This is a genomic window from Bacillus haynesii (assembly GCF_014042035.1).
Classification (GTDB): domain Bacteria; phylum Bacillota; class Bacilli; order Bacillales; family Bacillaceae; genus Bacillus; species Bacillus haynesii.
The window spans coordinates 2,534,951-2,561,513 of the sequence record NZ_CP059494.1; the positions used below are offsets into that span (position 1 = coordinate 2,534,951).

The following is a 26,563-nucleotide window of genomic DNA, read 5'->3' on the forward strand; positions in this document are numbered from 1 at the left end:
GATTGGGCACAATTCATGGGACTTCCGATCTTCAAGATTGGTCTGATATCCTTCTTTTTTATCGTAAAAGCATAAAAACCTCTCAAAAAATGTTGAGAGGTTTTTTTCTATCAATCAGCTGTCATGCCAATATGCTTTCATCAAATCTTCCGACCACTTCGGCTGTATGATTTGCCCTTTCGGGAGAAATTCTTTCATCACCGGTTTGATATCGATCACAGGTGTTCCGTCAATCGCATCCAACCCTTTCACTACAAGCTTGCTCTCCGATTTTTCAAGGAGGGTGACAACAGTCGCGCCGAGCCTGTTCGGCCTGTTTTTTCCGCGCTGAGCGAAAATGCCTGTCTCAGGATAGTTTTTATTGTTTCTCGGGCGCCTCGCCTGATATTGTATTTGATCCTCTTTTACTTGATGAAAGTAAAAGATAATGTCCAAATGGGAAAATGCTTCGATCCCTTTTAAAGCGTCTGGATGGATATCTTCAGCTAATTTAATTTCAGAAATCACATCGCCCCAATGATCATCCTTCGGCAAAATCCGCAAGTTTTTCACAAACGCGACAGGCTTTATTTCTATCAATTTTATCCCCCGCTTTCACTTCGCTTCCATAAAAATCCCGATCTCTGCTTTCGCTGCAGGTTTTCCGTTTACTGATGCGGTTCCTTTACCGAATAAAAACCCCCGTTTATAGCGGGAAACTTCAAAGTATAGATCAAGTTTGTCTCCCACAACAGCCTTGCCGGTGCATTCGGCATTTTTCACCGAAGACAGAAAACCGATCTCAGCCGGGTCTTTGAGCGCAGTAAATGCAGCGGTCTGTGCCAGCGCTTCAATGATGATGGAAAATGGCATTTCCTTTTGGTTTTCCGTAATAAACCAGTCGTTTTCCGTTATGAATTTATATCCTTTCACCCATTTTCCCGGCTCGCTTTCTACAACACGGTCAATGAATAGAAACGGGTATCGATGCGGCAGTACAGAGTTGTTCACGCTGATCATCCTTTTTTACATGATTATACCGCAGTTTCATTTTTTTCTCTTTTGTTTAGCGCGATGACACAGAATGAAATAGCTGCTGAACGCTCACAAATTCCACCATGACAAAAAGCCGGGGCCTAAGCTCCGGCTTTGCTTCATTAATTCGATTTCAGATTGTCCGGGAAGACGGTCAGATCCACTCCCCATAAATGTGGAAGAATGTAGAACACAGCTCCGACGATTAAAATCAGTGTGAAAATATTAATGATAAAGCCGGTTCGAACCATCTCACTGATCTTCAATTTGCCCGATGCGAAAATAATCGCATTCGGCGGCGTGCCGACCGGCAGCATGAAGGCGCAGTTTGCCGCCATTGCAGCAGGCACCATTAATGCGTACGGATGAACATTCAGCGCTAACGCGAGCGAGGCCAGTACAGGCAGAATCATAGTCGCCGTAGCCGTATTCGACGTAATCTCCGTCAAAAACAGCACCAATGCCGCTGAGATAACGACAATGATCACAAAGTTAAATCCATCCAATACCGTGAGCCTTCCGCCGATCCATTCCGCCAGACCCGTTTCTTTAAAGCCAGTCGCGAGCGCCAAGCCTCCTCCGAATAAAAGGAGAATCCCCCACGGCAAGTCCTTCGATACTGACCAGTCTAATACCCTGCCCCCTTTATTGAGCGAAGGGATCAAGAAGAGCATTGAAGCCGCGAATATCGCAATCATTGTATCGTCAATACCCGGTATTTTGTCATCCCATAAAAACGTTCTCGTCACCCACATAAACGCGGCAAACCCGAAGACGAGCAGAACCATCGATTCTTCAAAGCTCATTTTTCCGAGCTTTCTTTTTTCTTCGAGAATCAATTCTTTTCCGCCCGGAAGCTCCTTCATCTTGATAGGATGCGCCACTTTCGTCAAGTACAGCCATACCGCTACAAGCAAAATGACGACGACCGGAACGGCAAAAGCCATCCATCCACCGAAAGACACTTCAACTCCGTACAGCTTTTTAATATTGGCGGCCAAAATAATGTTCGGCGGCGTGCCGATCAGTGTACCAAGTCCGCCGATTGTCCCCGCATACCCGATGCTGAAGATCAGCGCTTTTGAAAATTTTGCTTCTTCTCCGGCTAAATCTTTTCTTTCAGATTTCATGACGGCTGATACCTGGTGAATGATAGCGGTTCCAATCGGAAGCATCATCATGACCGCGGCCGTATTTGAGACCCACATCGACAAAAACCCTGTGGCCGCCATAAAACCGAGGACGATCCTTGAAGTGCTCGTACCCACTACAGAAATGATATTGAGCGCGATCCTTTTATGGAGATTCCAACGCTCCATCGCAAGTGCAATCAAGAAGCCTCCTAAGAATAAAAAGACGATCGGATCGCCGTAGCTTGACGTGACAGCTGCCCCTTCCAGCGCCCCGGTCAGCGGAAGCAGCACGATCGGCAGCAATGATGCAGCCGGAATCGGAACAGCCTCCGTAATCCACCAAACCGCAACCCACAAAGTGGTCGCCAATACCATTCTTCCTTCATAGCTCAGACCTTCGGGAAAAAAGAACAAAAGGACGGCGAAAAACAATGCAGGACCAAGCAGCAGCCCGATTTTTTGAGGCGTTTTATAGCTCGGCGGCTTCTCTTCCTTCATGGTTTGCGCCGACTTGATCTTTAAACCGGCATCTTTTCCCGCTCTGACAGGCATGGCAAACAAAAGCAGCCTCTTTGCTTCCCGGTGTGATCTCCAAAGCATATCCCATGCTGACACAACGCTTGATTTCATAAAAAATCCCCCTTCCCCTCTATCGATAAAGCGCTTACAATAGTAATCAAAAAGTAAGCTGCCGACTGTCGACAGTTATAACTTAATTATAACGGACAGCTAATGGCAGTCAACACTTTTTTGTCACAAAATACTCAATATTATGGTAATTATAGGTTGATAGTATTTCTCTCTTTTTGCTAGACTATTAGTGATTTCCGCAGTGAAAAATAAACGAGGTGAACAGCGTGAAGTTTTCGATCCAACGTGCAGTCTCTTATCATGATCAAGTCCATCATTATTTAAAAGATATGATTATTAAAGGAGGATATCAGCCAGGCGAACGGATCTATGAATCCAAAATCGCCAAGGAGCTGCAAGTGAGCCGCAGCCCCGTCAGGGAGGCAATTCGGACACTTGAACAAGAAGGCCTGTTATTGATAGATGATAAATCAAAAATTACAGTTTATGAACCGACAATCAAAGACCTTGAAGAAATATACCAATGCCGCCAGGCGCTCGAATCACTGGCCGTTTCATTAGCGACCCGCCTTGCTTCAAATGAAACACTGGCGCTCATTTCCGAAACGCTCTCTGAAGCGCATAAGCATCAAGAAAGCCAAAGTCCGGAGTCGGCCAATGCTCTGCTTCGTCTAAATACGCGATTTCATGATGTCATTATCGAAGCGAGCGAAAACGAACGCCTGCAAAAACAGCTGCTTGATTTGCGGTCGCTGACCTTTTTCTACCGGAGCAAGAACCTTGAAAAACCGGAACGCACCCTTGACATCATCAATCAGCACGAGGAGATTCTTAGTCACATGCAGGACGGAAATGATGCAAAAGCGGCAGAATCAATGAGGAAGCATATAGAGGCAGACCTTTGCTACTTAAAAGAGGTGTTGTTCGGAAGCAGTGCCGCACGCTAAAAAAGCAGGGTTTCCCCTGCTTTTTTCAGATCTGACAGACAAATTCGGCTGTTCGGTTGATCCCTTTGATGACATCCGGAAGACGATCGCGTTCATTCACGACATGAACATGCTTAAACCCGACTGCTGCAGCCCGATTCCCCGCTTCTTCGGTGAGGCAGACCGCCTGAAGACGGGCAGCCGCTTTTTCCGGACGGAGGCCGATTGTCTCCGCCTCGTTGACGAACAGATCGACGCATGTTCGATTCCCAAACATCACTACATCAACAGGAAATTCATCGAATTCCCGTTTAATGATCGATGTAAAGCGATTGTCGATCATCCTGTCATGTGTAATCAATACCTCACACCCGGAGCGCGGTTGATGTTGCACGGCTTCCCTGCTGCCGATCAGCAAACAGCTGCCCGAGATCGGCATTTCCGTTTGTAGAAAAGCGGCAAATCCCCGTTCTTCAAGAGCTGCTTTTACATGCTGATCTGAAGCGTAGAGCCGTCCGCGCATTTCCCTGACATCGATCTTCAAAGCGGCAAGCCGGCTGAAAAATCTTCGCAGTGACGCACTTGAGGTGAACAGCAGGCTGTCAAAAGAGGCAATTCGATCTAAAACTGCATTGTCAGGCACCGCTTCGGCTAAGTTCCATTTCGGCCATTCAACAACTTCGGCGCCTTGTTCACGAAGCGCCTCCACTGGAATTCGTTCTTCTTCACAGCTTTTGACTGCCATGATGTTCAGCCCGATCAAAGGCTTTTCTTCAAACCAGCTGTTCTGCCTGAATGATACGATGTCGCCGATGACGATGATCGCGGGATTTTTGATTTGATGCTCGGTTATTTTTTCCCTGATATTCTGCAATGTCCCTTTAACGCTCCGCTGCCGGCCCCATGTGCCCCATTGGATGACCATCGCGGGAACAAGAGGGGACTTGCCGTGTTTCATCAGCTGCTCGCATATATAACCAAGGTTTTTGATCCCCATGTAAAAGACGAGGGTTTGAACGCCTTTGGCCAACCCTTCCCAATTCATTTCCGGTTTGCCCGATTTATCATGAGCGGTGACAACGGCAAAGGATGAAGCGAAATCGCGGTGGGTCACAGGCAGTCCGGCATAAAGAGGCGCGGCGATTCCCGATGTAATGCCGGGCACCATTTCGTACGGGATGCCGTGTTCGCTGACGGCAGCCGCTTCTTCTCCGACTCTGCCGAACACGCTCGGGTCTCCTCCTTTCAGCCGGACCACTTTGAGGCCTTTCAGGCCCTTTTCAATGAGCAGTGCATTGATTTCACTTTGTTTCATATAATGGCGGTCCGGGAGCTTGCCGCAGTAGACAAATTCGCATGATGCTTTTGCATGCTCAAGCAGCCGGGAATTGACGAGCCTGTCATACAATATGACATCCGCCGCCTCGATCAGTGTTCTTCCTTTTAATGTGATCAATCCTGAATCGCCTGGTCCGGCCCCGACAAAATATACTTTCCCATTCCCCATCAACTGTCATCCTTCCATCTGCCGATTCTGTAAGCGCGTTTGTTTTTTTAATAAAGAGGGATCACGTTCAGCGACCCTTAAGGCTTTTGACAATACATGTCTTTGAGCCGTTTAATAAACGATATACAAATCTTCGCCTTCAACGACCGTTTCGTATGTCTGAACACACCCTGTATCAGGCTCTTGGACTTTACCGTCTTCAAGGCTGATTTTCCAGTCGTGCATCGGGCAGAAGACGAATTCGCCGCTCACCATTCCTTCGGCAAGCACGCCCCCTTTGTGGGGGCAGCGGTTTTCAATCGCACGGACGCTGCCGTTTGAAAGCTTGAATACCGCGATTTCCTTGTCCTCGATAAGCACTGTCTTCCCAAGCTGATTCGGCAAATCCCCGATCTTCGAAACAAATACCTTTGTTAAGTTCTTGTTCACCATGTGAATTCCTCCTCAAGTTGGTTTCTCATTTTAAGAAGTGACAACATTTTCGAATAGCTGTTTTGTTGTCTTTTCGTCTTCCAAAAAGTCTTTCCATGGGTCTTTATGGACAGACAGCGCTTGATTGATGCGGTCATTCAGCTCTTTGCGTTTTTCTTTATCATTTAATACGGATTGGACGTGGGACAAGCCGACACGTTCGACCCATGCAGATGTCCGCTCTAAATAGTTGGCTGTTTCACGATAGTATTGGAGATATGCGCCTGTGATTTCGATAACTTCTTCCGCCGTTTTGACTTTCATTAACAGATCGCCTGCGCGCAAATGCGTGCCTCCGTTTCCACCGACGTAAATTTCCCAGCCACCGTCGATGCCGACGACGCCGATATCTTTAATGCCGGACTCAGCACAGTTTCTCGGACAAGCGGAAACCGCCATTTTAATTTTGTGAGGTGTGTAGAGCCCTTCAAATTTTTTCTCAAGGTCAATTCCGAGGGCCATTGAGTCTTGCGTACCGAAGCGGCAGAACTGTTCGCCTACACACGTTTTTACAGTTCTGAGCGTTTTTCCGTAAGCAAATCCTGAAGGCATGTCAAGATCAGCCCATACTTTCGGAAGATCTTCTTTTTTGACGCCGATCAGATCGATCCGCTGGCCGCCGGTCATTTTCACTAGAGGAATTTCATATTTGTCGACGACATCAGCGATGCGCCGCAAATCATTCGAATTGGTAACCCCGCCGTACATCCGCGGTACGACTGAATATGTGCCGTCTTTTTGAATGTTGGCGTGCATCCGTTCATTGACGAAGCGGGATTCCCTTTCATCTTCATATTCCTTCGGATTGATCATGCCGAGGTAATAGTTAAGCGCAGGGCGGCATTTGGAACAGCCTTCCGCCGTTTTCCAGCCGAGCACGTTCATGACTTCTTTCGTATGGGTCAGCCCTTTTTCTTTGATTTCAGCCACGAGTTCGTCTCTTGAAAGGTCTGTACATCCGCAAATCGCTTCTTTTTGTGCTGAAGCATCAAATTCTGAGCCGAGCGTATGCTGGAGAATCTCTGCAACAAGCGGCTTACAACCTCCGCAAGAGCGTGATGCGCCTGTGCAGGCTTTAATTTCATCCGTAGACGTGCATCCCTGCTCTTTAATCGCCTGGATGATCATTCCTTTCGAAACACCGTTGCAGCCGCACACGATCTCATCGTCGCTCATCGCAGCAGTCAAGCTCATGCCTTCTTCCTGATTTAAAGGCTGCAAGATTGAAATTTTAGAAGTATCAGAAATATCCGCTCCTTTTTGAATCATGGAAAACAGCCTGTTTCCTTCGCTGCTGTCTCCGAACAGTACGGCGCCGATCACCTGATTGCCGTGCAGAACGATTTTTTTGTAGATACCGTCCTGTTCGTCAAACACTTTGAGCGCTTTTTTGTCTTCTCCGTCATCCTCATTAAAGTCGCCGGCGGAAAAGACCTCAACACCGGAAACCTTCAGCTGGGTTGACAAAACAGATCCTTCATACGGATTCGTTTCAACGCCGCAGATTTTTTTGGCGAGCACTTTTGCCTGTTCATAAAGAGGCGCGACAAGTCCGTAGGCAATGCCTCTATGTTCCGCACATTCTCCGACAGCGTAAATGTTGGGAACTTCGGTTTCCATGTAATCATTGACGACGATTCCTCTGTTTACCGGAAGGCCGCAATCTTTGCCGAGCTGAACGTTCGGCTTGATTCCGACCGCCATGACGACCAAATCGGCTTCAAGTGTTGAGCCGTCTTTGAATTTTAAGCCTTCGACACGTGTTTCTCCGTAAATTTCTTCAGTCTGCTTTTCCAGTAAAAATTTCATGCCCTGCTTTTCCAGCTCTTTTTGCAAAAGCCGTCCTGCGGTTGCATCTAGCTGACGCTCCATCAAATATGGCGCGAGGTGGATAACGGTAACATCCATGCCAAGGTTGAGAAGTCCGCGCGCTGCTTCCAGTCCCAGCAGCCCGCCGCCGATAACGGCTGCTTTTTTGTACGTTTTGGAAGCTTCGAGCATGATATCCGTATCCTTGATATCACGGAAAGCTGTTACACCTTCTTTATCCGCTCCGGGCAATGGCAGAATAAAAGGGAGAGAACCTGTCGCCAAAATCAGTTCATCATACGGCTGGACTCTTCCCGTATCCGTGATGACGGTTTTGGACTCCGGATCAACTTTAACGACTTCTTCACCTGTATACAGCCGAATCCCGTTTTCTTCATACCAATCCCAATCATTCAGTGTAATGTCCTTAACATCCGTATCTCCTTGAAGCACTTTGGAAAGAAGAATCCGGTTATAGTTTGGGTGCGGTTCGTTTCCGAAAATCGTGATCTGAAACTCTTCGTTTGAAATTTTAAGAATTTCTTCAATGGCCCTGACCCCGGCCATACCGTTCCCTACAAGGACAAGCTGCTTTTTTTTCACTATGATCCTCCCCTTTTTTCAAAACAATTCACTATACGCCCTAAACAAGTATTCTATTTACATCTTTAAAACTATCACAAATTATAGTTAATTTTGTAAACTTTTTATGACTTTTTATGACAATTTATTCACAAAATTGTCAACTGACGGACGAATTTTTACGGAGCAAACCTTAAATCCCGGCATTCTGCAAGACGGATCTAGCGTTTCCGCTATCAAGTCGTTCACATTTTGCGAATCCGCCCAATGCATGGGTACAAATACGGTATCCGGCCTGATGGCTTCCGACCATTTGCTCCTGACAATGATGCTGCCTCTTTTTGATTCCACCCTGACCAGCACCCGGTCGCCAATGTTATACTTTTCGGCCGTTTTCGGATGGATTTCCATAAATGATTCAAAGTGTCTTGCCTTGAGCGCAGCGCTCCTTCTCGTCTGTACGCCGGTTAAATAGTGAGACATCACCCTTCCGGTCGTCAGAAAAAGGGGGTAATCCTCAGTCGGTTCATCTTTTTTGATCTTTGGTTCGTTCGGGACGACGCACATTTTCGCTTTTTTGTCCGGGTGGGCAAAGGATGATTCAAACAGGCGCTGTGTCCCAGGGTGCCCCTGTTCTGGACAAGGCCATAAAATGCCGCCTTCCTTTCTCAGGCGCTCATAAGTGATGCCCGAATAGTCGGCAATTCCGCCGCGGCTCGCTTTTCTCAATTCATTAAAAACATCCTCTGCCGATCGATATGAGAAATAACGGCCTTTTCCAAGCGCTGCAGCGATATCGCAAATAATTTGCCAGTCATGCCTCGCTTCACCGGGGCACGGCTTTGAAGCTTCCCTTAATGTTACTCTGCCTTCCAGATTGGTCATCGTTCCTTCGTCCTCGAGATAGGATGATGCGGGGAGAATGACGTCTGCGAGCCTTGCCGTTTCAGAAAGAAACAAATCAACGACGGCAAAAAACTTTAATTTTTCCAAAGCGGATTTGACAAAGCCGGCGTTCGGGCTGGATACAACAGGGTTTGAACACATTAAAAACATGCCGGTAATGTCGCCTTCATGAACTTTCTCCATCATTTCATAAGCGGATACACCTTTTCCCGGAAGGTCTTCAGCTCTTATGCCCCAAACATCCGCAATATAGGCGCGGTCGTCTTCATTTTCAATCGAACGGTACCCGGGCAGCTGATCTGCTTTTTGCCCGTGCTCCCGCGCGCCCTGCCCGTTTCCTTGCCCGGTGATAGCGCCGTATCCGCACGCAAATTTGCCGATTTTCCCCGTTGATATTAGAATATTCAGTAAATTTCTGACAGCAGCGGTTCCGTCCGTCTGCTGTTCAACCCCTCTTGCCGTGAACAGCATTCCCGTCTCCTCGCGGGCGAATTTTACCGCAGCTTTTTTGATCTGCTCGATGTGTATCCCGGTTTTGGCCGAAATTTCTTCAAGTGATAAAGACGTCACATGGCGCTTGACCTCTTCAAAACCTTCCGCTCTATCTCTGAGAAAAGCTTCGTCTGTCAGCTGTTCTTCAATGATGATTTTCAGCATTCCGTTTGTGAGCGCGGCGTCAGTCCCAGGCTTGATTTTTAAATGCAGGTCGGCAATCTTGGCCGTTGCCGTTTCGCGGGGATCGATGACAATGATGTAAGCCCCATTTTGCTTCGCTTCTTCAAAATACGGCATGATCGTCGGCTGGCACTCTGCGATATTCGTACCAGCAAGGATGATGACCCTTGCATGGGGGATCTCGGAAAGGGCATTTGTCAGCCCCCGGTCCATTCCGAAGGTTTGATTTGCAGCTGTGGCGGCTGCCGACATGCAAAGCCTGCCGTTGTAGTCAATATGCTTCGTCTTCAAGGCGACGCGGGCGAACTTCCCGAGCAAATACGCTTCTTCGTTTGTAATGGACGCGCTGCCGTATACACTCAAAGCATCGAGGCCATCTTCATGCTGGATCGCTGTTACTTGTTCTTTGATGTACTGAAGCGCTTCTTCCCATGACACACGGACAAATTCGCCGTTTTTTTTGATCAGCGGATGGGTGATTCTCTCTGAATGAAACGCGTGCTGATGGGCGTTCATCCCTTTCATGCACAGCCGCCCTTTTGTCGTCGGATTGTCTTTTCCGACCGCCGTGTATTTTTTTCTTGTCACAATCGTCTGTTCAATGAGCTGCATTTTGCACTGCATGCTGCAAAATGGACATTGGGTGTCATACGTTTTTTCGGATTGCACCTCTTTTTGCTTTGTGCGAAAGTACTTTAGCAATCGTTCTGTCAATTCACATCAGCCCTTTTATCGTTTCTTGCTGAGCCAGCCGCTTCTCTTTTTCAAGCCGTTCGATCAGCTGGCCGCGAAGTCCGTTGTCAAATAAAACTTCCCGAATATGAATGATGCCGGCGCGTTCAATCCAATGCCCGATATTCTCGAGATAATTTGCTGTTTCGCGGTAATATTGAAGCAGGCCTTTCATGAATTCCCCCGCTTCCTCCGCCGAGTCGGCTACTGAAAGCAGCTCTCCCGGGGAAGCATGCTGTCCTCCCTGGCCGCCCGCATAAATCTCCCATCCTCCGTTTACTTTGAGAAGTCCAATGTCATGAACTGAAGCGTACACGCAATCGTCCAAACAGCCCGACACCCCGATCGAGACCTTTGCCGGAATGAGGAGGGATTCTGCTGCTTTTTCCAAGTCTGCTGCCAATGTTTGAATCTGCGGTGATCCGCATGGGCACGTTTTAACCGCGGCGATCCGCTGCTGTTGCGGCAGGCAATACGGCATGCCGAGTTCTTCTTTCACGCGCTCTATATGCTCCGGCTTGATGCCGGCAAGCTTTAATCTCTGATGGTGTGTCATGTACACCTCTTGAATTTGATATTTTTCAATCACTCCGGCAATGCGCTTCAGCTCTTCGGCATTCGTTCGGCCTCCGTACATTTGCGGAATCAGTGTATCCGTCTCCTCTTCGTGCTCCTCATCGGTGTTGTCCGGACGGATCATTTTTAAATAGTAGTGAATCGCGGGCACGCAAATCTGGCATCCGCTGCTATTTTTCCAGCCGAGCACTGAGATGACTTCGTGAACGGAAGAAAGATTTCTTATCTGTATTTCGTTCACGACTTCATCTTCCATGAATGAAGTACAGGCGCACATCGGTTGTTCCGCCGCAGATACGTGACCATCCTGTTCGGCGGTATGGAGCAGCAGTTCCTCGACCATCGGCCTGCAGCCGCCGCATGACCCGGAAGCATTTGTACAGTGTTTGACCTCCTCGGCCGTCTTTAAATCGTGCCTCTGTATGGCCTCCATGATCGCACCTTTTGAAACCGCATTGCATTGGCAGATCGTTTCACCAAGCGCCATAGAAGCGACTGAACTGTCTTCTTCCGATTGAAACAGCTCTTTTTTGACAACAGTAATATCCCTTTGTTTGATAATGCTTTCCAACAGCCTTTGGCTGCCGCTGGTGTCTCCGTATAAAATGACGCCGGCCATTTTATCCTCTTGAAAGACCGCTTTTTTATAGACTCCTGCCGCTTCGTCTAAGAGTTTAATAGCTGTCGTCGAGTCGTCCTCTGTGATTTTCCCTGCCGAAAAGACGTCGATGCCGGACATTTTTAAAGTTGCAGACTGGACAGAGCCCTGATAACCGGCACATTCGAGGCCGCAAATATGTTTGGCCAGCACTTTCCCCTGTTCATACAATGGCTTGACTAAGCCATAGACCGTTCCGTTATGCTCCGCGCATTCACCGACGGCGTAGACATTTGGCACATTTGTCTCCATATAGTCGCTGACAATGATCGCCCTGTTGGTTGAAATACCGCTTGCCTTGGCCAGTTCGATATTCGGTCTGACACCGGCAGCCATGACGATGAGATCGGCACTGATCTTCGTCCCGTCTTTAAACCGCACACCCTCGGCGCGGGATGTCCCTAAAATCGCCTCTGTATCTTTCTCCAAAAGTAAATGGATCCCTTGACGCTCCAGCTCTTTCTGGAGCATGGCAGATGCCGGCGGATCGAGCTGATTCTGCATGATGCAGGAAGAGTGGTGAATCACATCAACCTTCATCCCGAGGTTTGCCAATCCTCGCGCCGCCTCAAGGCCCAAAATTCCCCCGCCGATGACGGCCGCTTTTTCAAACCGCTTTGATGCCTTTATAAATGCCCGGCAATCGTCTATTGTTCTAAAACCATATACCCCTTCTTTGTCTGCACCATGAACCGGGAGGATAAACGGGGAAGAGCCCGTCGCAATGATCAGTTTGTCATAAGCGATTTCACGGTTTTGATCTGTCGCCACCGTCTGTTTAACCGTATGGATTGCGACAGCCGTTTCCCCTGTATAAAGTGTAATCCCGTTTTCTTCATACCAGCTCCGGCTTTTTGTCATCACGTCGTTCCAATCCGTTTCCCCCTGCAGGACAGAAGACAGCAGAATCCGATTATAGCTGAGGTGTGGTTCGCTGCCGATGATGACGATCTCAAACCGGTTCCCGCCGTGTTGTAAAATTTCTTCGGCCATGCGAACTCCGGCCATGCCGTTTCCTATTAAAACTAACCTTTGTTTCCCCATTTTCTCCCCTCCCCTCTGCAGCTTTGCTCTGGATTATTATTTCACATTGCATCGCTAAAGCGTTCTAACCTGTTACATTTCCTGACAAAAAAATTTAGAAACAGGACGGTTTGACCAGCACCCATTGATGACGATTCAACGGCTTTGGCCGCGATGTTAAAGTTCAACATTTTATCACATTTTTTATCACGTTCTGCTTGTTTCTTTTCCTGCAATCTACTAGGCTTATAAGTAAAGAACATAAGGAATGGAGGAGGAGAATGCTACCGATTAAAAGAAGACAGCAGATTTTGGCGTGGATCAAAGAAGAAGAATCTCTGCGCATTTCGGAAATTTCGAAAAGGCTGAACGTCTCTGAAATGACCGTTTACCGCGACATTAAACCGCTCGTTGAAAACGGACAGGTCATCAAGACGGCAGGCGGAATTACGCTAAACAAGCCGAAGCAGCAGCTTGGGCAGCTTTGCGTCGTTTGCGGAAAAGGGACAGGTTCGAGGCTTTCCGTACAAATTGTAAAAAACGACAGCCAGATTGAACAATTTTGCTGCGCCCATTGCGCAATGCTCCGCTATGAGAAAGTGAAAGATGATGTATCACAGATGATCTGCAGAGATTTTTTGCTGGATACGACGATCAGCGCCAAAGCTGCCGTCTTTTTGCTGGATACAGATCTTCATTTGAACTGCTGCGAGCCGCAGGCGATCCCTTTCGCTTCAGAAGCAGATGCGCGGAAATTCAAAAAAGGCTTTGGCGGACAGCTGTTATCGTTTGACGATGCCGCGCTTCTGGTCCAGAAAACGATGAAGAACAGCTGCTGCAGCCTGAAGACGTGAAATTTTGTTAAAAGATTGGATGAATGTGATGAAAAGAGCAACACTCTGGGCAGTTCTGGCTGTTCTTTGTACCATTTTGCTGCCAAAAGCCGCTTTTGCTCACGCTTATATCGTAAATTCAGATCCCGCTGAAAATCAGGAGCTGAAAAAAGCGCCTGCAGAAATTAAGATTGAATTCAATGAAGCGATTCAGAAAGGGTTTCATTCTATAACGGTCAGAAATTCGTCGGGTGAGCGCGTCGATTCCGACAAAACGGAAATCGACCCGCAAAACGCCAAGATCATGACCGTCAAGCTGAAACCGAAGTTAAAGGATGATATCTACTCGGCCGAATGGAGAGCCGTATCCGCAGACGGTCATCCCGTATCAGGCACGATCCCTTTCAGTATCGGAAACATTCAAGGCGGGCTGCCGAAAGATCAACAAAATCAAGCATCAGGCCTGCCGGCAGCCGATACCGTCATGGAACGCGTCCTTTTGTATACCGGTTTCTCCCTGTTCATGGGAGCCGCTCTTTTGCAGCTCGTATGGCACCGACCTGAAAACGGCTGGCCGGGTGACAAACGGCGCCGTCTGAAGCGGATCAAGAATGCTGCGCTCTTATTGACAGGGGCCGCCATCATCATTCAACTGCCACTGCAAACAAAAGCAAACGCAGGTGTTTCCTGGCTCGGGGCTTTACAGCCTTCGCTTTTACAGGAAACGCTTCTGAATACGACGGGTGGAATGCTGTGGCTGATCAACATCGCCATCATCGCCTTGCTCGTTTTTTGTTCGAACAGAAAAGGCCTGAAGAGCGCGATCTTGAGCCTGTTCCTTTTTGCCGGACTTTTGTTCGTCAAATCGCTCGACGGCCATGCCGCTTCGACGAGCGCCGGCTATATGACGATTGCGATGAACTTCATCCATCTGAATGCCGCTTCCATTTGGACGGGCGGACTCGCGATGTTTGTGCTGTTTTTCGGAAAAGACTGGCTGAAGCCTGACAAAAGTTTGATATGGGAAACCATTCGGCGTTTCTCGCCATGGGCGCTGGCTTCAGCAGGGCTTCTCATATTCTCGGGCCTTTTCAACAGCTTTTTCATCATTCATACACTGGATAACCTGTTCGGGACGGCTTACGGGAAAGCGCTCCTTGTGAAATCGGCGCTCGTTCTTCTCATGATCGGACTCGGAGCATTTCACTATTTCCGTTTTAGAAAAGCGCCGAAACGGCCGGGCGGCCGTTCGATGAAAGCTGAATGGGCGGTCGGGCTTCTCATTCTGCTGACCACGGCGGTTTTCACCAATATTCCAAGTCCGCCTGCGCCGCTGCCGCAGCCTTTCAGTGAGACGAAGCAGCTGACGGAAGGAAATACGCTGTCGCTCCGAATCAGCCCGAACATGCCGGGCTCAAATACGTTTGAAGTCACAGTCAGAAACAGAAAAGGAGACGTCGTCAAAGATATTCAAAAAATCGAATTAACTGTTGAGAAAACCGGGCTTTTCGGGGATGACAAGGAGAGCACGTTCAGCCTCAGCAAAAATAAAGACGGTGTTTTCCAAACGAAAAATTTAAATCTAAACGAAGACGGCATCTGGAAGATCCGCGTTCACGGATTAACGGCGTCATTTGAGGAAATCAGAACGGTTTTCAATGCAAAAATTAATAAAAAGGAGTTTTGATTATGTTTAAAAAAACATTATGGCTGGGTGCAATCCTAGCATCATTTTTGCTTTTCTCCGTGCCGGTCAGCGCACATGTTACGGTAAAACCGACTGAATCAGCAGCAGGCTCATGGGAAACATACACGGTTAAAGTACCGGTTGAAAAAGACAACGCCACAACCAAGGTCGTTCTCAGCATGCCGGACGGTGTTGAATTTCAGCAGTATGAACCGGTGCCGGGCTGGAAAACGAGCACTGAAACCGGCAAAAACGAAAAAGTGACAAGGGTGACGTGGGAAGCCGAAAACGGCGGCATTCAGCCCGGCGAATTCCAGCAGTTTACCTTCACCGCCAAAAACCCTGACAAAGAACAAAAGGCCGCCTGGAACGCTTACCAATATTATAAAGACGGCTCTATTGTCGAGTGGACCGGTGATGAAGACGCCGATACCCCGCATGCGATCACAAGCATTGTCGACGCTGCAAAGCTCGGACACGAAACGGTTGATGCACACGGCGCTTCAACGAAAGAAAACACTGCCGCAGAAAATGAGGACGGTCAAGGAGGACAAGGGATTCAAACCGCTTCCCTGATCCTGTCGATCCTTGCCGTGCTTCTTGGAGGTGCTGCGCTGCTCTTGACAGTGCGGAAAAAGAAATCATAAAAAATAAAAGGCTGTCGGGAATATCCCGGCAGCTTTTTTGTCCATTTCAGTCCGAATCCTGCACAATCTGATAATACATGCCCGTTTTTTGATCGACCACCGGCTCCAAATGAAGCCCGTCATCAGTCTCAAATGTTCCATTCAGGCGAGCGGCATCCCCTGTATATAACGTGTACTTTCTTCCATTGGGGGTTGTGAACAGTGAAGAAGCTTCCGCACTTTCCGTTTCCGGGTGATCAGATTTCACAATTACATAGCTTAAATCGCGGTACCATTGATATTTGCCGTTTTCCCGTTTGATGTGAGCGAGGCAAATTCCCTCCCCCTCCGAATCCCCGAATCGAAAAACGACGACTTTTTCACCGTTTAAATCGATTTTGTCTAAAATATCGTCTTTTGTGATGTTTTCGTAACGAATGCCGTCCTCAATCGCTCCCTGTTCACTGTTCACCCATTTGGTTTGTTGGTCAGCTTCTTGAGCGCTCGCACATCCGGCGAGCCAGATCAACAAGAAGAATAAAACTGTTCGTTTTTTCATCCGCTTCCTCCGACTTTAATTGTTTTTAGGCCATTATATGAATTCGGCCAGCGTTGAATATTTCCTCTTTACAGGGAAATTTCTGAAGCAGCGATTCAAAAATCAGCCAACTTATCTTACAATAGAAAAAGTTCTGAATGATCGATTGGGGAGAGATCGGAGTATGAAAATATCGATTCTGTTTGTCTTGCTTGCGGCCATTTTATGGGGAACGACGGGAACAACCCAGGCATTCGCGCCGAAAGAGGCGGCGCCTCTTGTATTCGGCGCTGTCAGAATGGCGGTCGGCGGCATCACCCTGCTGTTGTTCGCGGCTTTGCGCGGACAATTGAAACGCAGCGGTTGGCCCGTTAAAACGCTGATCATCGCAGCATTGAGCATGGCATTTTACCAGCCTTTCTTTTTTTCAGCCGTCAACCTGTCAGGGATCGCCGTCGGAACGGTCGTCGCCATCGGCAGCGCTCCGATTATCGCCGGCTGCCTCGAATGGCTCGTGTTCAAAAAAGTTCCGCAGACGAAATGGTGGATCGCAACGGCTGCAGCGATAGCAGGCGTATCCTTGTTATTCATCCCGTCCGCCTCATCGGGAGGGAGCTTTCTCGGCATACTGCTCGCACTCGGCGCCGGGCTTTCCTTTGCCGTCTACACGCTGACAAGCAAGAAGCTCCTGCAAAAGCAAAAGCCGGAGGCTGTCACAGGCACCGTGTTCTTTTTTAGCGCTGTATTGCTTGCCCCGTTATTGTTTCTGTACGATCTGAGCTGGATCTTATCGGTTCAGGGAATGACTGTCAGCCTCTATATCGGCGTCATTGCAACCGGGGCCGCGTACCTGTTATTTACGACAGGATTGGCCAAAGTGCCCGCCTCAACGGCGGTGACCCTGTCGCTGGCTGAACCGCTCACAGCGTCGCTTTTGGGAACCGTGCTTGTCAGAGAATCGCTGCCTCTTGTTTCCTGGGCCGGAATCGCACTGCTCCTTTTAGGCATATTTTATATTTCCTATCAGCCCAAAAAGGATAAAATAAACGCTGAACAGGTGAAAGCGTAAAAAATCCCGCCCGGGGATATGAGGGCGGGTTTTCATGTTGACTTATGATTCATCCAAACCGATGGACAAATATTTTGTTTCCAAATACGGCTCGATGCCTTCCTGTCCGCCTTCGCGTCCGATTCCGCTTTCCTTCATGCCGCCGAAAGGCGCCTGAACGGTTGACGGTCCGCCATCATTCCAGCCGAGAATGCCGTAATCAAGATTTTCGGATAAATAGATGCCGCGGCGGTAGTTTTCCGTAAAGAAATATGCCGCTAAACCGTAAGGCGTATCATTGGCGAGCTTGACCGCTTCGTCCAGCGTTTTAAAAGTCGTAATCGGCGCAACGGGACCGAATGTTTCCTCATGCATGATCGTCATTGAAGGGTCAACATCCGTCAGCACTGTCGGGTGGACAAAGTAGCATGATTTCTCATCATCGCTTTCGTATTCGGCGCCGATAAGAACTTTCGCCCCTTTATTCACCGCGTCATTGATTTGGTCGACGATTTTCTGAAAGCCGTTTTTATTGATGATCGGACCGATTGATACACCTTCATCAAGTCCGTTCCCGACTTTCAGCTTGGCAACTTCCGCGCGGAGTTTTTCTGCAAATTCATCCTTAACCGATTCATGAACGATCAGACGGTTTGCACAGACGCACGTTTGTCCGGCATTCCTGTATTTCGACAGCATCGTCTGTTTAACGGCGAGGTCGATGTTGGCATCTTCATCAACGATCAGCGGAGCATGGCCGCCGAGCTCCATTGACACATGCTTAACCGTCTCGGCGCTGTTTTTCATTAAATGTTTGCCGACAGGCGTTGACCCGGTGAACGTAATCTTGCGGATCAGCGGATGGCTTGTAAAAATAGAGCCGATCTCTTGTCCGTCGCCGATCACACACTGAAGGACGTCTTTTGGAATGCCCGCTTCGTGCCCTAGCCGGACGAGCTCAAACGCCGTTAAAGGCGTGTCAGGCGCAGGCTTGATGATAAAGGTACAGCCTGCCGCCAAAGCCGGCGCCGCTTTTCGCGTGATCATCGCCGCCGGAAAGTTCCACGGAGTAATCGCCGCAACAGGACCGACTCCCTGGCGCGTAACGATGATGCGCTTGTTCGTCACAGATGCGGGAACCGTTCTTCCGTAGATGCGTTTCGCTTCCTCCGCATACCATTCGATATAGCCTGCGCTGTATATGACTTCGCCCTGTGCTTCAGCGTACGGCTTGCCGTTTTCAAGCGTAATTAATTTTGCCAGCTCGTCCTTCTGCTCCACAATCAAATCAAACCATTTTTTCAGCAAGCCCGCTCGTTCTGAAGCCGATGTTTTCGACCATTTTTGAAATGCTTCATGCGAGCGTACGACAGCCTCTTCGACTTCCTTTGCAGATTGCTGGGGAACCGATTTGATTTTTTCTCCAGTCGCAGGATTATATACTTCTAGCATGCTGGTCATGTTGAATCTCCTCCCCTTTACGTTTTGAACTGCTGTTGTATAAAAGAAAACCGATCAATGTCCATCCTGCCAAGATCAGCCACTCATACGGCCATGTAAGCGCGGCCGGCATGCCTGGTAAATAAAAGGCAAGAAAGATAACACTTAAGAGGATAGCAGATATACCCGTCGTTTTCCACTTATTGATTTTATACGGTCTGTTTAAATCCGGCTCTGTCTTTCTCAGCTTCATGAATGCAATCGACACGATCAAATATCCGACTATAATACCTGTTCCCCCTGCATTAACGATCCAAACAAGGGCCGGGCGCCCGAGCAGCGGCGCAAAAAACGCCAGCGCCCCCAGAAATAAAATCGCGTTAGTCGGCGTTTTATACTTCGGATGGATGAAGCCGAACCATTTCGGCACCATGCCTTTTTCCGACATCGCAAACAGAATGCGGCTCGCGCCGATGATAAATGCGTTCCAGCTCGTAATGATGCCCGCGACTCCGCCAAGGACAAGCACCGTGCCGAACAGCTGGTTCCCGAGCAGATTGACCATTGCATCTGCGGTCGCCAAAGAAGTCGTTGCAAGCTCGCTTTCTGACAGCCCCATCGTCACGCCGAAAACAATCAGCAAATAAAACACGACCGCACTGACAATCGAAATAATCAAAATTTTGCCGATGATTTTTTTCGGGGCATTAATTTCAGCCGCAACCTGTGGGATGACGTCAAATCCGACAAACAGAAACGGTATCATGACGAGGACGGACATCATACCGGAGAACCCGTCTTTAAAAAGGGGCTGTACATGTTCGACGTCACCGTTTACCAAGGCCCCGCCCAAAAGGAGAAAGCCCGTGGCGATAATCGCGATCGTGAAAACCGACTGAAATATCGCGGCCGGCTTGACGCCGAAGTAATTGAGCGCGGTCAGGACGACCGCACCTCCTGAACCGATCAACACCCAAGTGGCATACACGTCCCAGCCGCTTAGCGACCAGAGAAAGCCCTGATGTTCGACAGGCAGGACGTAATCAATGACGGTCGGCAATGCGACCGCCTCAAATGTAATCACCGAAACATAGCCGAAAAGCACACCCCAAGCGGCGACAAAAGCCGTTTTTCGGCCGAACGCCCTGTAGACGAAAATCAAGCCGCCCCCCGTTTCAGGGATGGCAGAAGACAGCTCTGCGTACGTTAACCCGATTAGGATGACGAGTATGCCGCCGATGATAAATGCGATGGTGCTGCCCAAAAAGCCGGCTGTCGAAATCCAGTCGCCGGAAAGGACGACCCAGCCCCAGCCGAGCATAGCCCCGATCGCTAAAAATAGCACATCCGTTTGCGACATCGTTTTTTTCATTTGCTGTTTACCCATCAAAATCCGCCCCTTCTTTTAGAAGATGTCAAACTAGAGCTGTTCCAGCGCTTCTTCGATGATGTCGAGTCCTTCCTCAAGCAATTGATCAGAAATGACGAGCGGAGACAGAAAACGGATAATGTTGCCGTTGATTCCTGCCGTCAACAAGAGCAGGCCGTGTTCATTGGCGTACTTGGCAATCTTGGCCGCAGCTGCTTTGTCCGGCTCCCGCGTCTTTTCGTCCCGGACAATTTCAATCGCCGCCATCGCGCCAAGTCTGCGGACTTCCCCAATCTGCGGATATTTCATCTTCCATTCAAGCGCCCGCTCTTCGATGGCTTTACCGATTTCTTCAGAGCGCTTGTTGAGCTGTTCCGATTCAATAATATCGAGCACTGCTAAAGCAGCTACGCAACCAAGCGGACTTCCGGCATATGTGCCCCCGAGTTCCCCAGGATCTGCCGCATCAAGCATTTCCGCCCGGCCGATGACACCGCTGAGCGGAACGCCGGCAGCCAGCGATTTTGACACCGTCACAAGATCAGGAACGGCATCAAAATGCTCAATCGCAAAATATTTGCCCGTTCTGGCAAAGCCTGTTTGGATCTCATCAGCGACAAAAACGATGCCGTGTTTTTGACAGAAAGCTGCGACATGCTGCACAAACCGTTTTGAAGGAATAATGAATCCCCCTTCTCCCTGTACCGGCTCCATGACAACGCAAGCAACTGTCTCTGGAGCAACAGACGAGACGAAGAAATCGTCAAACGCCTGAATAACCATGTCATCGTAACTTTCATCAGTCATCCCTTCAGGCTTTCTATAGTAGTAAGGAAACGGTGCCTGATATACCTCAGGTGCAAATGGACCGAATCCGAATTTGTATGGTTTCACCTTGCTCGTCATGCTCATCGTCATGTTTGTGCGCCCGTGGAATCCGCGGGTAAAAGAAACGACGGCTTGACGCTTCGTATATTTTCTGGCGATTTTCACGGCGTTTTCTACGGCTTCCGCACCAGAGTTCAGGAAAATCGCTTTTTTCTCATGGGCGCCCGGTGCAAGCCGGCAAAGCTTTTCCGCCAATTCAACATAGGCCGGATACATCATGACGTTAAAACCGGGATGGATGAGCTGTTCGGCCTGCTGCTTGACAGCTTCCACAACTTTCGGATGTGAATGCCCGACATTTAATGTGCCAATCGCCCCGGCAAAATCGATAAAACGGCGTCCGTCAATATCATATAAAACGGCACCTTCCCCTTTAGCAGCCAGATGACGGTTTCCGTTGGAGACACCCCTTGCCACGAATTGATCCCTTTTGGCCTGCCAATCTTCCGTTGTAAATGCTTTTGTGTTCAAACTCATAAAAAATCTCTCCCCCACTTTTGTTTCTTATAATTCTGAATATTTTTTGGTATGATGAAAAGTACCAATCATTAATTTTTGATGGTACCAGAGGGAGGCGCTATGATTACGTTACCGATTGACCGCTCCAAGGACGCGGATTATATTTATCATCAAATCTATCAACGGATTAAAGAAGAAATTTTCAGCCGCAACCTTTTACCGGGGAAAAAACTCCCATCCAAGCGCGAACTCGCCGAAGCATTGAACGTCAGCATCAATTCGGTAAACTCTGCCTACCAGCAGCTACTGGCAGAAGGTTATCTATATTCGCGTGAAAGAAAAGGCTTTTTTGTAGAGCAGATCGAAACGTTCCACGCCAGCCGCCAGCCGGGTCCCCTTCAATTGGAAAAAGAACTGGTTGAAGAGCACGAAAATAAAGACGGCTGGATATCGTTTTCCCATATGAGCGTCGATACGGCGCATTTTCCGTTTAAAACATGGCTTCGCTGCGAACAGAAAGCGGTTTCTTCCCATGTAAACGAACTCGGAGAAATGACGCATCCGCAAGGCGTCTACGAAGTGCGCCAGACGATCGCACGCTTTATTGCTTTAACGAGAGGCGTCAAGTGTCACCCAGAACAAATCGTGATCAGCGCAGGCACGCAGTCCTTAATTCACACGCTTCAGGATCTTCTCCCCGCCTCAGCCGTCTATGCGATGGAGGAGCCGGGATACAGCCGCATTTACCGACTGCTGAAAAATGAAGGTAAAGAGGTGGCCACGATTCAGCTCGAACATAAAGGAATGCGGATCAGCGAGATTCACCGTCTGAATCCGGACGTTTTATTTGTCACGCCTTCACACCAGTTTCCAACAGGAATCATTATGCCGGTATCGAGGAGGATTCAGCTTTTAAACTGGGTTTCCGACGGGGAAAACCGCTATATTGTGGAAGACGATTATGATAGTGAATTTAAATACGGGAGCGATACGATTCCCGCCCTGCAAAGCCTTGACCGCTCTGAAAAAGTCATCTACATCGGCACTTTTTCAAAATCGCTTCTTCCGGGCTTGAGAATCAGCTATATGGTACTGCCGCAAAAACTGCTGAGGCGATACAGAAGAAGGCACCATTTCTCGATTCAATCGAGCAGCGTTTTAACGCAACTCGCCCTGCAGGAATTGATCGAATCGGGGGAGTACCAAAAGCACATCAAGAAAATGAACCAGATTTACGAAGAAAAGCGGACAAGGCTGATCGGAAGCCTTGTCAAAACCTTTAACGGCCGGGTCAAAATTAAAGGCGAGAGCGCAGGCCTTCACTTTTTGGCCGATTTTGAAACGGATAGAAGTGAAGAAGAGGTTTTATCAAGAGCAAAGGAAAGACGGGTCGAAGTTTACGGCATGAACCGGTTTACGTTAAAGAAAGAGCAGTCAAAACATGAAGGAACAGTTTCGCTCGTGCTTGGATTTGCCAAAATCGCTGCCGATCAGATCGACGAAGGGACTGCCAAGCTTTATGAAGCGGTATGCGGTGATGAGAAGCTTTAAAAAATACCGGCAGGTTCGCTCCTGCCGGTATCAGCTTGGCTTTAGAAAGCCGACGTCTGCCCGTTTACCACCGTTCTTTTTCTACCTGGAGAACCGCCTCGATCAGTCCCGGAAACTGCTCCTCCAATTCCCGTTTGCAGAGAGAGTAGTAATGATGCTTCCCTTCGATGCGGACTTTGAGCAGTCCCGCTTCTCTCAGCACCTTGAAATGGTGGGACAGCGTAGACTTTGCGATATTGAGATTTGTGCATGTACCGCACGTTTTTTCGGCTGTGTCAGCCAGTGCTTTGACAATCTCAAGCCTGTATGGATCACTCAAAGCCTGGAGAACAGATGTTAACTTCATTTCATTTGTTTTCATGGGTTAAATGTATCATAATCCTAACTTCAAGACAATTCGTCAAGTAGGCAAATGGGTTGCCGGCAAGGCAAAGACATGTTACGATGCAATTGTTCGATGATTTTCGAACAATCGATTCACTGTGTATACAACGTACACGATAAGGAATTCTAAATGAGATGACGGAGGTTTGATCCGATGATCGTATTGCAAGCCTATATGAAAGTAAAACCAGAAAAACGCGACGCCTTTCTCGAAAGCGTACAACCGCTGCTTAAACATTCAAGAGCTGAAGACGGCAATGCCCAGTACCAGCTGTTTGAAGATACCGAGCATGCCAATACATTTGTCATGCTTGAGCAATGGAAAGATCAAGACGCGCTTGACGCCCATAATCAGACAGAGCATTTTCAAGCTTTCGTTCAAGCCGCGGGCGACCTTTTATCAGAACCTCTGAATGTGGTTAAAACGCACACAACGGATTAAAGAAAGGATGACGTTTGAAATGAATGAAGTATTGAAAACATTGACAGACCATAGATCGATTCGCAGCTATACAGATGAGCCCGTGAGCCCTGAACAGCTGGACAAGATCATTCAAGCCGTTCAAGCAGCGCCGAATTCAATCAACGGCCAGCAGGTCACCGTGATTACGGTTCAGGATGAGGAACGGAAAAAGAAAATTGCCGAACTGGCCGGCGGACAGGTCTGGATTGAGCAGGCCCCCGTTTTCCTTTTGTTCTGCGCGGACTTCAACCGTGCGAAAATCGCCCTTGAGAAAAGCGGCGAAACGCTTGCGATTACAGACGGAATGGAATCCGTGCTTGTCGGAGCTGTCGACGCAGGCATCGCCCTCGGTACGGCCACAGCAGCCGCTGAATCGATGGGACTTGGCACTGTGCCGATCGGCGCGGTCCGCGGCCGTGCAGAAGAGCTGATCGAACTGCTCAATATTCCTGAATACGTCTTCCCTGTCGCAGGACTTGTCGTCGGCCATCCGGCAGACCGCTCCGCGAAAAAGCCGCGCCTCCCGGAACAAGCGGTAAGGCACAGCGAAACGTATCAACCGGATTTAAAACCGCTGATCGACGCGTACGATGAAGAAATATCCGAATACATGACAAAACGGACAAACGGACAAGAAACAAGAAACTGGTCTCAGGGCATATCCGCTTATTACAATAAAGTGTACTATCCTCACATCCGTGAAATGCTTGAGAAACAAGGATTTAAACTCGAATAGATACTTTAGGCTATCGGTGATCGATAGCCTTTTTTCATGCGTTCCATTCCACATTTCGATGAGCATCGAAGGTCTTTACATTTACACTATGTAAAAAAGGAGTGGAATACATGAAATCATTTGCAAAGTATAAAGCATTTCTGGATCTCCATCATCAGTCAGGCCCATTCGTTCTGCCGAATGCCTGGGATGCGGCCAGCGCCAAAGCATTTCAAAACTGCGGTTTTAAAGCAGTCGGCACAACCAGCGCCGGAATTGCCATGTCCCTCGGCTATCCCGACGGCGAACATCTCCCCTTTGAAGCATTGCTTTCCGTACTGAAAACCATCACGGATGCCGTGGATATTCCCGTCAGCGCAGATCTTGAAGCGGGTTACGGCCAATCACCGGAAACAGTCGCTGAAAACGTGAAAAAGGCAGCAGCGGCCGGCGTTGTCGGTATTAATATTGAAGACGGAACGAAAGACCCCTTCCAGCCGCTGTGTGATGCAACATTAATGGAAGAAAAAATTGCGGCTGTTAAAAAACTGAACCTTCCTGTTTTGATCAATGCCCGTACGGATGTGTACTGGCTCAATGCAGATGATCCCGGCTCCCGGCTTCAAACAGCCGTCCGGCGGGCAAATCGGTACAGACAAGCAGGCGCGGACTGCATTTTTATCCCCGGAGCCGGTGATACAGACACCATTGCCGGGCTGAGAAAAGGTATATCCGGGCCGCTCAATGTGCTGGCCGGCTCACACACCCCCTCTTTACAGATTCTTTCCGAACTGGGGATCGAACGAATCAGCTGCGGATCCGCCCCTTTCAGAGCCGCACTGTCGCTGGTGAAAAAGATCGGTGAAGACATCATCCTCCGCGGCTCCTTCAGTCATATGACGGACGGCGTGCTTTCATATGGCGAAGCTGCTGATTGGATTAGCCTTCATCGTGACCCAAAACAAAATCGTTGACCGAAACAGTTCGGTCTGTTAATATTTCATTTATGAAAACTCATGGGTTTTTTCGTAACCCATGAGTTTTATCATTGCGAAAGAAGGAGCCGGAATGAACGAAAAAAGAGCAGCAGTCTTAAGGGCCGCCAAAAAGCTGTTTGCCCAAAAAGGCTATCATAACGTTGCAATGCAAGCGATCGCTGAAGAATGCAAAATGTCAAAAGCATCTATTTATAAACTGTTTCAATCTAAAGAAGATCTTTTGCTGGCATTGATCAAGTTCAGAAAGCATGAAATGCTGAACAAAAGCGCCATCATCAATACGGAAACCTCGCTGACGCCAAAAGAAAGATTCGCTAAAAAAATCGCTTTGGAGATTACGGAATTCAGAGAAAACCGCCAATTTATCAATTTCATCTCCAATGAAGGATCATCCCCGGATACCGCGGTATTTAAAAAGCATCTAAAAGAAACAAAATCGATGATCATCAGCTGGCATAAAGATTCTATCATTCAAGCGTACGGCGAAGAGGTGGAGCCGTTTATATGGGATATCGTCATCATTTTCCACGGGCTGATGAGGGAATTCCTGTTTTTAGTCGGCACTGGAAAAGCGCAGCCTGACGTTACAACGATTCCACCATTCATTATGTCAGTTCTGGATCTCTTCATAGAGAAAAAGCTGAACGAAGATCAGAAAAGTTCATTAAATGAAGACATTATTGCCTCCTATACGAATTTCTCAAGATGCTGGGCACCGCCCAAAAAAGAGGAATTGCTTGAAGACCTTTTGCAAAAACTGAAAACCAAGATTTCCTCCCTGTCACAAGACGACTTTTCCGTGACAGAACTGCTGTCAGCAGCAGATTTGCTGAGCGAGGAGCTTTTCAGCAAAGAGCCCCGCACGTATTTAATCAAGGCTCTCCTTGATTACCTTGGAAAAATCGAGGCTCTCCAATACGATGTTTCACAAATACAAACGATTAGTATAAAAGAATAAGAG

23 protein-coding genes are annotated in these 26,563 nt (G+C 48.4%); 10 read left to right on the forward strand and 13 right to left on the reverse strand.

The genetic code is table 11. The features are described from left to right. Positions 1–114: 114 nt before the first annotated feature. The 3 genes from tsaA to H2R00_RS12560 all read right to left on the reverse strand — a co-directional run bounded on the left by tsaA (position 115) and on the right by H2R00_RS12560 (position 2,777). Positions 115–579, reverse strand: a complete 465-nt coding sequence (tsaA, locus tag H2R00_RS12550; protein ID WP_154995662.1) for a tRNA (N6-threonylcarbamoyladenosine(37)-N6)-methyltransferase TrmO — start codon at positions 577–579, stop codon at positions 115–117. 15 nt (positions 580–594) lie between these two features. Continuing rightward, a complete protein-coding gene (locus H2R00_RS12555; RefSeq protein WP_182069278.1) occupies positions 595–990 on the reverse strand; it encodes a 3-hydroxyacyl-ACP dehydratase FabZ family protein in 396 nt (131 codons plus the stop codon). A 146-nt stretch (positions 991–1,136) separates the two neighbouring features. Then, positions 1,137–2,777: an SLC13 family permease gene (locus tag H2R00_RS12560; RefSeq protein WP_154995658.1), complete on the reverse strand. Its 1,641-nt coding sequence runs from the start codon at positions 2,775–2,777 to the stop codon at positions 1,137–1,139. Between the two features lie 227 nt (positions 2,778–3,004). Here H2R00_RS12560 and H2R00_RS12565 point away from each other — a divergent pair, with 227 nt between their 5' ends. Next, complete coding sequence (locus tag H2R00_RS12565) at positions 3,005–3,685, forward strand: GntR family transcriptional regulator (protein ID WP_182069280.1); 681 nt, start codon at positions 3,005–3,007, stop codon at positions 3,683–3,685. Positions 3,686–3,710: 25 nt separating this feature from the next. Here H2R00_RS12565 and cobA read toward each other — a convergent pair whose 3' ends face one another. The 5 genes from cobA to nirB (H2R00_RS12590) form a co-directional block, all read right to left on the reverse strand. Then, positions 3,711–5,171 carry a uroporphyrinogen-III C-methyltransferase gene (gene cobA / locus H2R00_RS12570; RefSeq protein ID WP_182069282.1) on the reverse strand — a complete coding sequence of 487 codons (1,461 nt, stop codon included), beginning with the start codon at positions 5,169–5,171 and terminating at the stop codon, positions 3,711–3,713. 111 nt (positions 5,172–5,282) lie between these two features. Further along, positions 5,283–5,603 carry a nitrite reductase small subunit NirD gene (gene nirD / locus H2R00_RS12575; protein WP_154995651.1) on the reverse strand — a complete coding sequence of 107 codons (321 nt, stop codon included), beginning with the start codon at positions 5,601–5,603 and terminating at the stop codon, positions 5,283–5,285. Between the two features lie 30 nt (positions 5,604–5,633). Continuing rightward, positions 5,634–8,054, reverse strand: coding sequence for a nitrite reductase large subunit NirB (gene nirB, locus H2R00_RS12580; protein WP_182069284.1), 2,421 nt, complete (start codon positions 8,052–8,054; stop codon positions 5,634–5,636). Positions 8,055–8,168: 114 nt separating this feature from the next. Next, on the reverse strand, positions 8,169–10,328 hold the full coding sequence (gene nasC / locus H2R00_RS12585; RefSeq protein WP_182069286.1) for an assimilatory nitrate reductase catalytic subunit NasC: 2,160 nt from the start codon (positions 10,326–10,328) through the stop codon (positions 8,169–8,171). Between the two features lies 1 nt (position 10,329). Beyond that, positions 10,330–12,624: a nitrite reductase large subunit NirB gene (gene nirB, locus H2R00_RS12590; protein ID WP_182069287.1), complete on the reverse strand. Its 2,295-nt coding sequence runs from the start codon at positions 12,622–12,624 to the stop codon at positions 10,330–10,332. Between the two features lie 260 nt (positions 12,625–12,884). Between nirB (H2R00_RS12590) and H2R00_RS12595 the strand changes: the two genes are divergently transcribed. From H2R00_RS12595 to H2R00_RS12605, 3 genes are read left to right on the forward strand one after another with little or no spacing between them, the layout of a single operon-like run. Next, the gene (locus H2R00_RS12595) at positions 12,885–13,457 is read left to right on the forward strand and encodes a DeoR family transcriptional regulator (RefSeq protein WP_145871964.1); all 573 of its coding nucleotides are present in this window, start codon (positions 12,885–12,887) and stop codon (positions 13,455–13,457) included. A gap of 19 nt (positions 13,458–13,476) precedes the next feature. Further along, complete coding sequence (locus tag H2R00_RS12600) at positions 13,477–15,123, forward strand: copper resistance protein CopC (protein ID WP_280527949.1); 1,647 nt, start codon at positions 13,477–13,479, stop codon at positions 15,121–15,123. A gap of 2 nt (positions 15,124–15,125) precedes the next feature. Next, the gene (locus H2R00_RS12605) at positions 15,126–15,770 is read left to right on the forward strand and encodes a YcnI family copper-binding membrane protein (protein WP_176277305.1); all 645 of its coding nucleotides are present in this window, start codon (positions 15,126–15,128) and stop codon (positions 15,768–15,770) included. 46 nt (positions 15,771–15,816) lie between these two features. On the opposite strand, the gene H2R00_RS12610 is transcribed toward H2R00_RS12605, so the two are convergent. Next, positions 15,817–16,308, reverse strand: a complete 492-nt coding sequence (locus H2R00_RS12610) for a hypothetical protein (RefSeq protein WP_182069289.1) — start codon at positions 16,306–16,308, stop codon at positions 15,817–15,819. Positions 16,309–16,471: 163 nt separating this feature from the next. Between H2R00_RS12610 and H2R00_RS12615 the strand changes: the two genes are divergently transcribed. Then, entirely contained in the window at positions 16,472–17,356 is an 885-nt protein-coding gene (locus H2R00_RS12615) for a DMT family transporter (protein ID WP_182069290.1), read from the forward strand. Between the two features lie 42 nt (positions 17,357–17,398). Here H2R00_RS12615 and gabD read toward each other — a convergent pair whose 3' ends face one another. From gabD to gabT, 3 genes are read right to left on the reverse strand one after another with little or no spacing between them, the layout of a single operon-like run. Then, entirely contained in the window at positions 17,399–18,796 is a 1,398-nt protein-coding gene (gene gabD / locus H2R00_RS12620) for a succinate-semialdehyde dehydrogenase (protein WP_182069291.1), read from the reverse strand. Next, positions 18,771–20,162, reverse strand: a complete 1,392-nt coding sequence (locus tag H2R00_RS12625) for an APC family permease (protein WP_182069292.1) — start codon at positions 20,160–20,162, stop codon at positions 18,771–18,773. Before H2R00_RS12625 ends, gabD begins: the two co-directional genes overlap by 26 nt. A 33-nt stretch (positions 20,163–20,195) precedes the next feature. Continuing rightward, complete coding sequence (gene gabT / locus H2R00_RS12630) at positions 20,196–21,509, reverse strand: 4-aminobutyrate--2-oxoglutarate transaminase (protein WP_182069293.1); 1,314 nt, start codon at positions 21,507–21,509, stop codon at positions 20,196–20,198. A 102-nt stretch (positions 21,510–21,611) separates the two neighbouring features. On the opposite strand from gabT, the gene gabR reads away from it, so the two are divergent. After that, positions 21,612–23,042, forward strand: coding sequence for a MocR-like transcriptional regulator GabR (gene gabR / locus H2R00_RS12635; protein WP_182069295.1), 1,431 nt, complete (start codon positions 21,612–21,614; stop codon positions 23,040–23,042). A 64-nt stretch (positions 23,043–23,106) separates the two neighbouring features. Here the strand turns inward: gabR and H2R00_RS12640 are convergent, their stop codons facing one another. Further along, positions 23,107–23,403 carry an ArsR/SmtB family transcription factor gene (locus H2R00_RS12640; protein WP_154995629.1) on the reverse strand — a complete coding sequence of 99 codons (297 nt, stop codon included), beginning with the start codon at positions 23,401–23,403 and terminating at the stop codon, positions 23,107–23,109. A 177-nt stretch (positions 23,404–23,580) separates the two neighbouring features. On the opposite strand from H2R00_RS12640, the gene H2R00_RS12645 reads away from it, so the two are divergent. The 4 genes from H2R00_RS12645 (at position 23,581) to H2R00_RS12660 (ending at position 26,560) form a co-directional block, all read left to right on the forward strand. Then, positions 23,581–23,868 (forward strand): putative quinol monooxygenase, encoded by a 288-nt coding sequence (locus H2R00_RS12645; RefSeq protein WP_154995627.1) that lies wholly within the window; start codon positions 23,581–23,583, stop codon positions 23,866–23,868. A 19-nt stretch (positions 23,869–23,887) separates the two neighbouring features. After that, positions 23,888–24,625, forward strand: coding sequence for an NADPH-dependent oxidoreductase (locus tag H2R00_RS12650; protein WP_154995625.1), 738 nt, complete (start codon positions 23,888–23,890; stop codon positions 24,623–24,625). A 110-nt stretch (positions 24,626–24,735) separates the two neighbouring features. Continuing rightward, positions 24,736–25,578, forward strand: coding sequence for an isocitrate lyase/PEP mutase family protein (locus tag H2R00_RS12655; RefSeq protein WP_154995623.1), 843 nt, complete (start codon positions 24,736–24,738; stop codon positions 25,576–25,578). Between the two features lie 94 nt (positions 25,579–25,672). Further along, positions 25,673–26,560 (forward strand): TetR/AcrR family transcriptional regulator, encoded by an 888-nt coding sequence (locus tag H2R00_RS12660; protein ID WP_234112630.1) that lies wholly within the window; start codon positions 25,673–25,675, stop codon positions 26,558–26,560. Positions 26,561–26,563 lie beyond the last annotated feature (3 nt).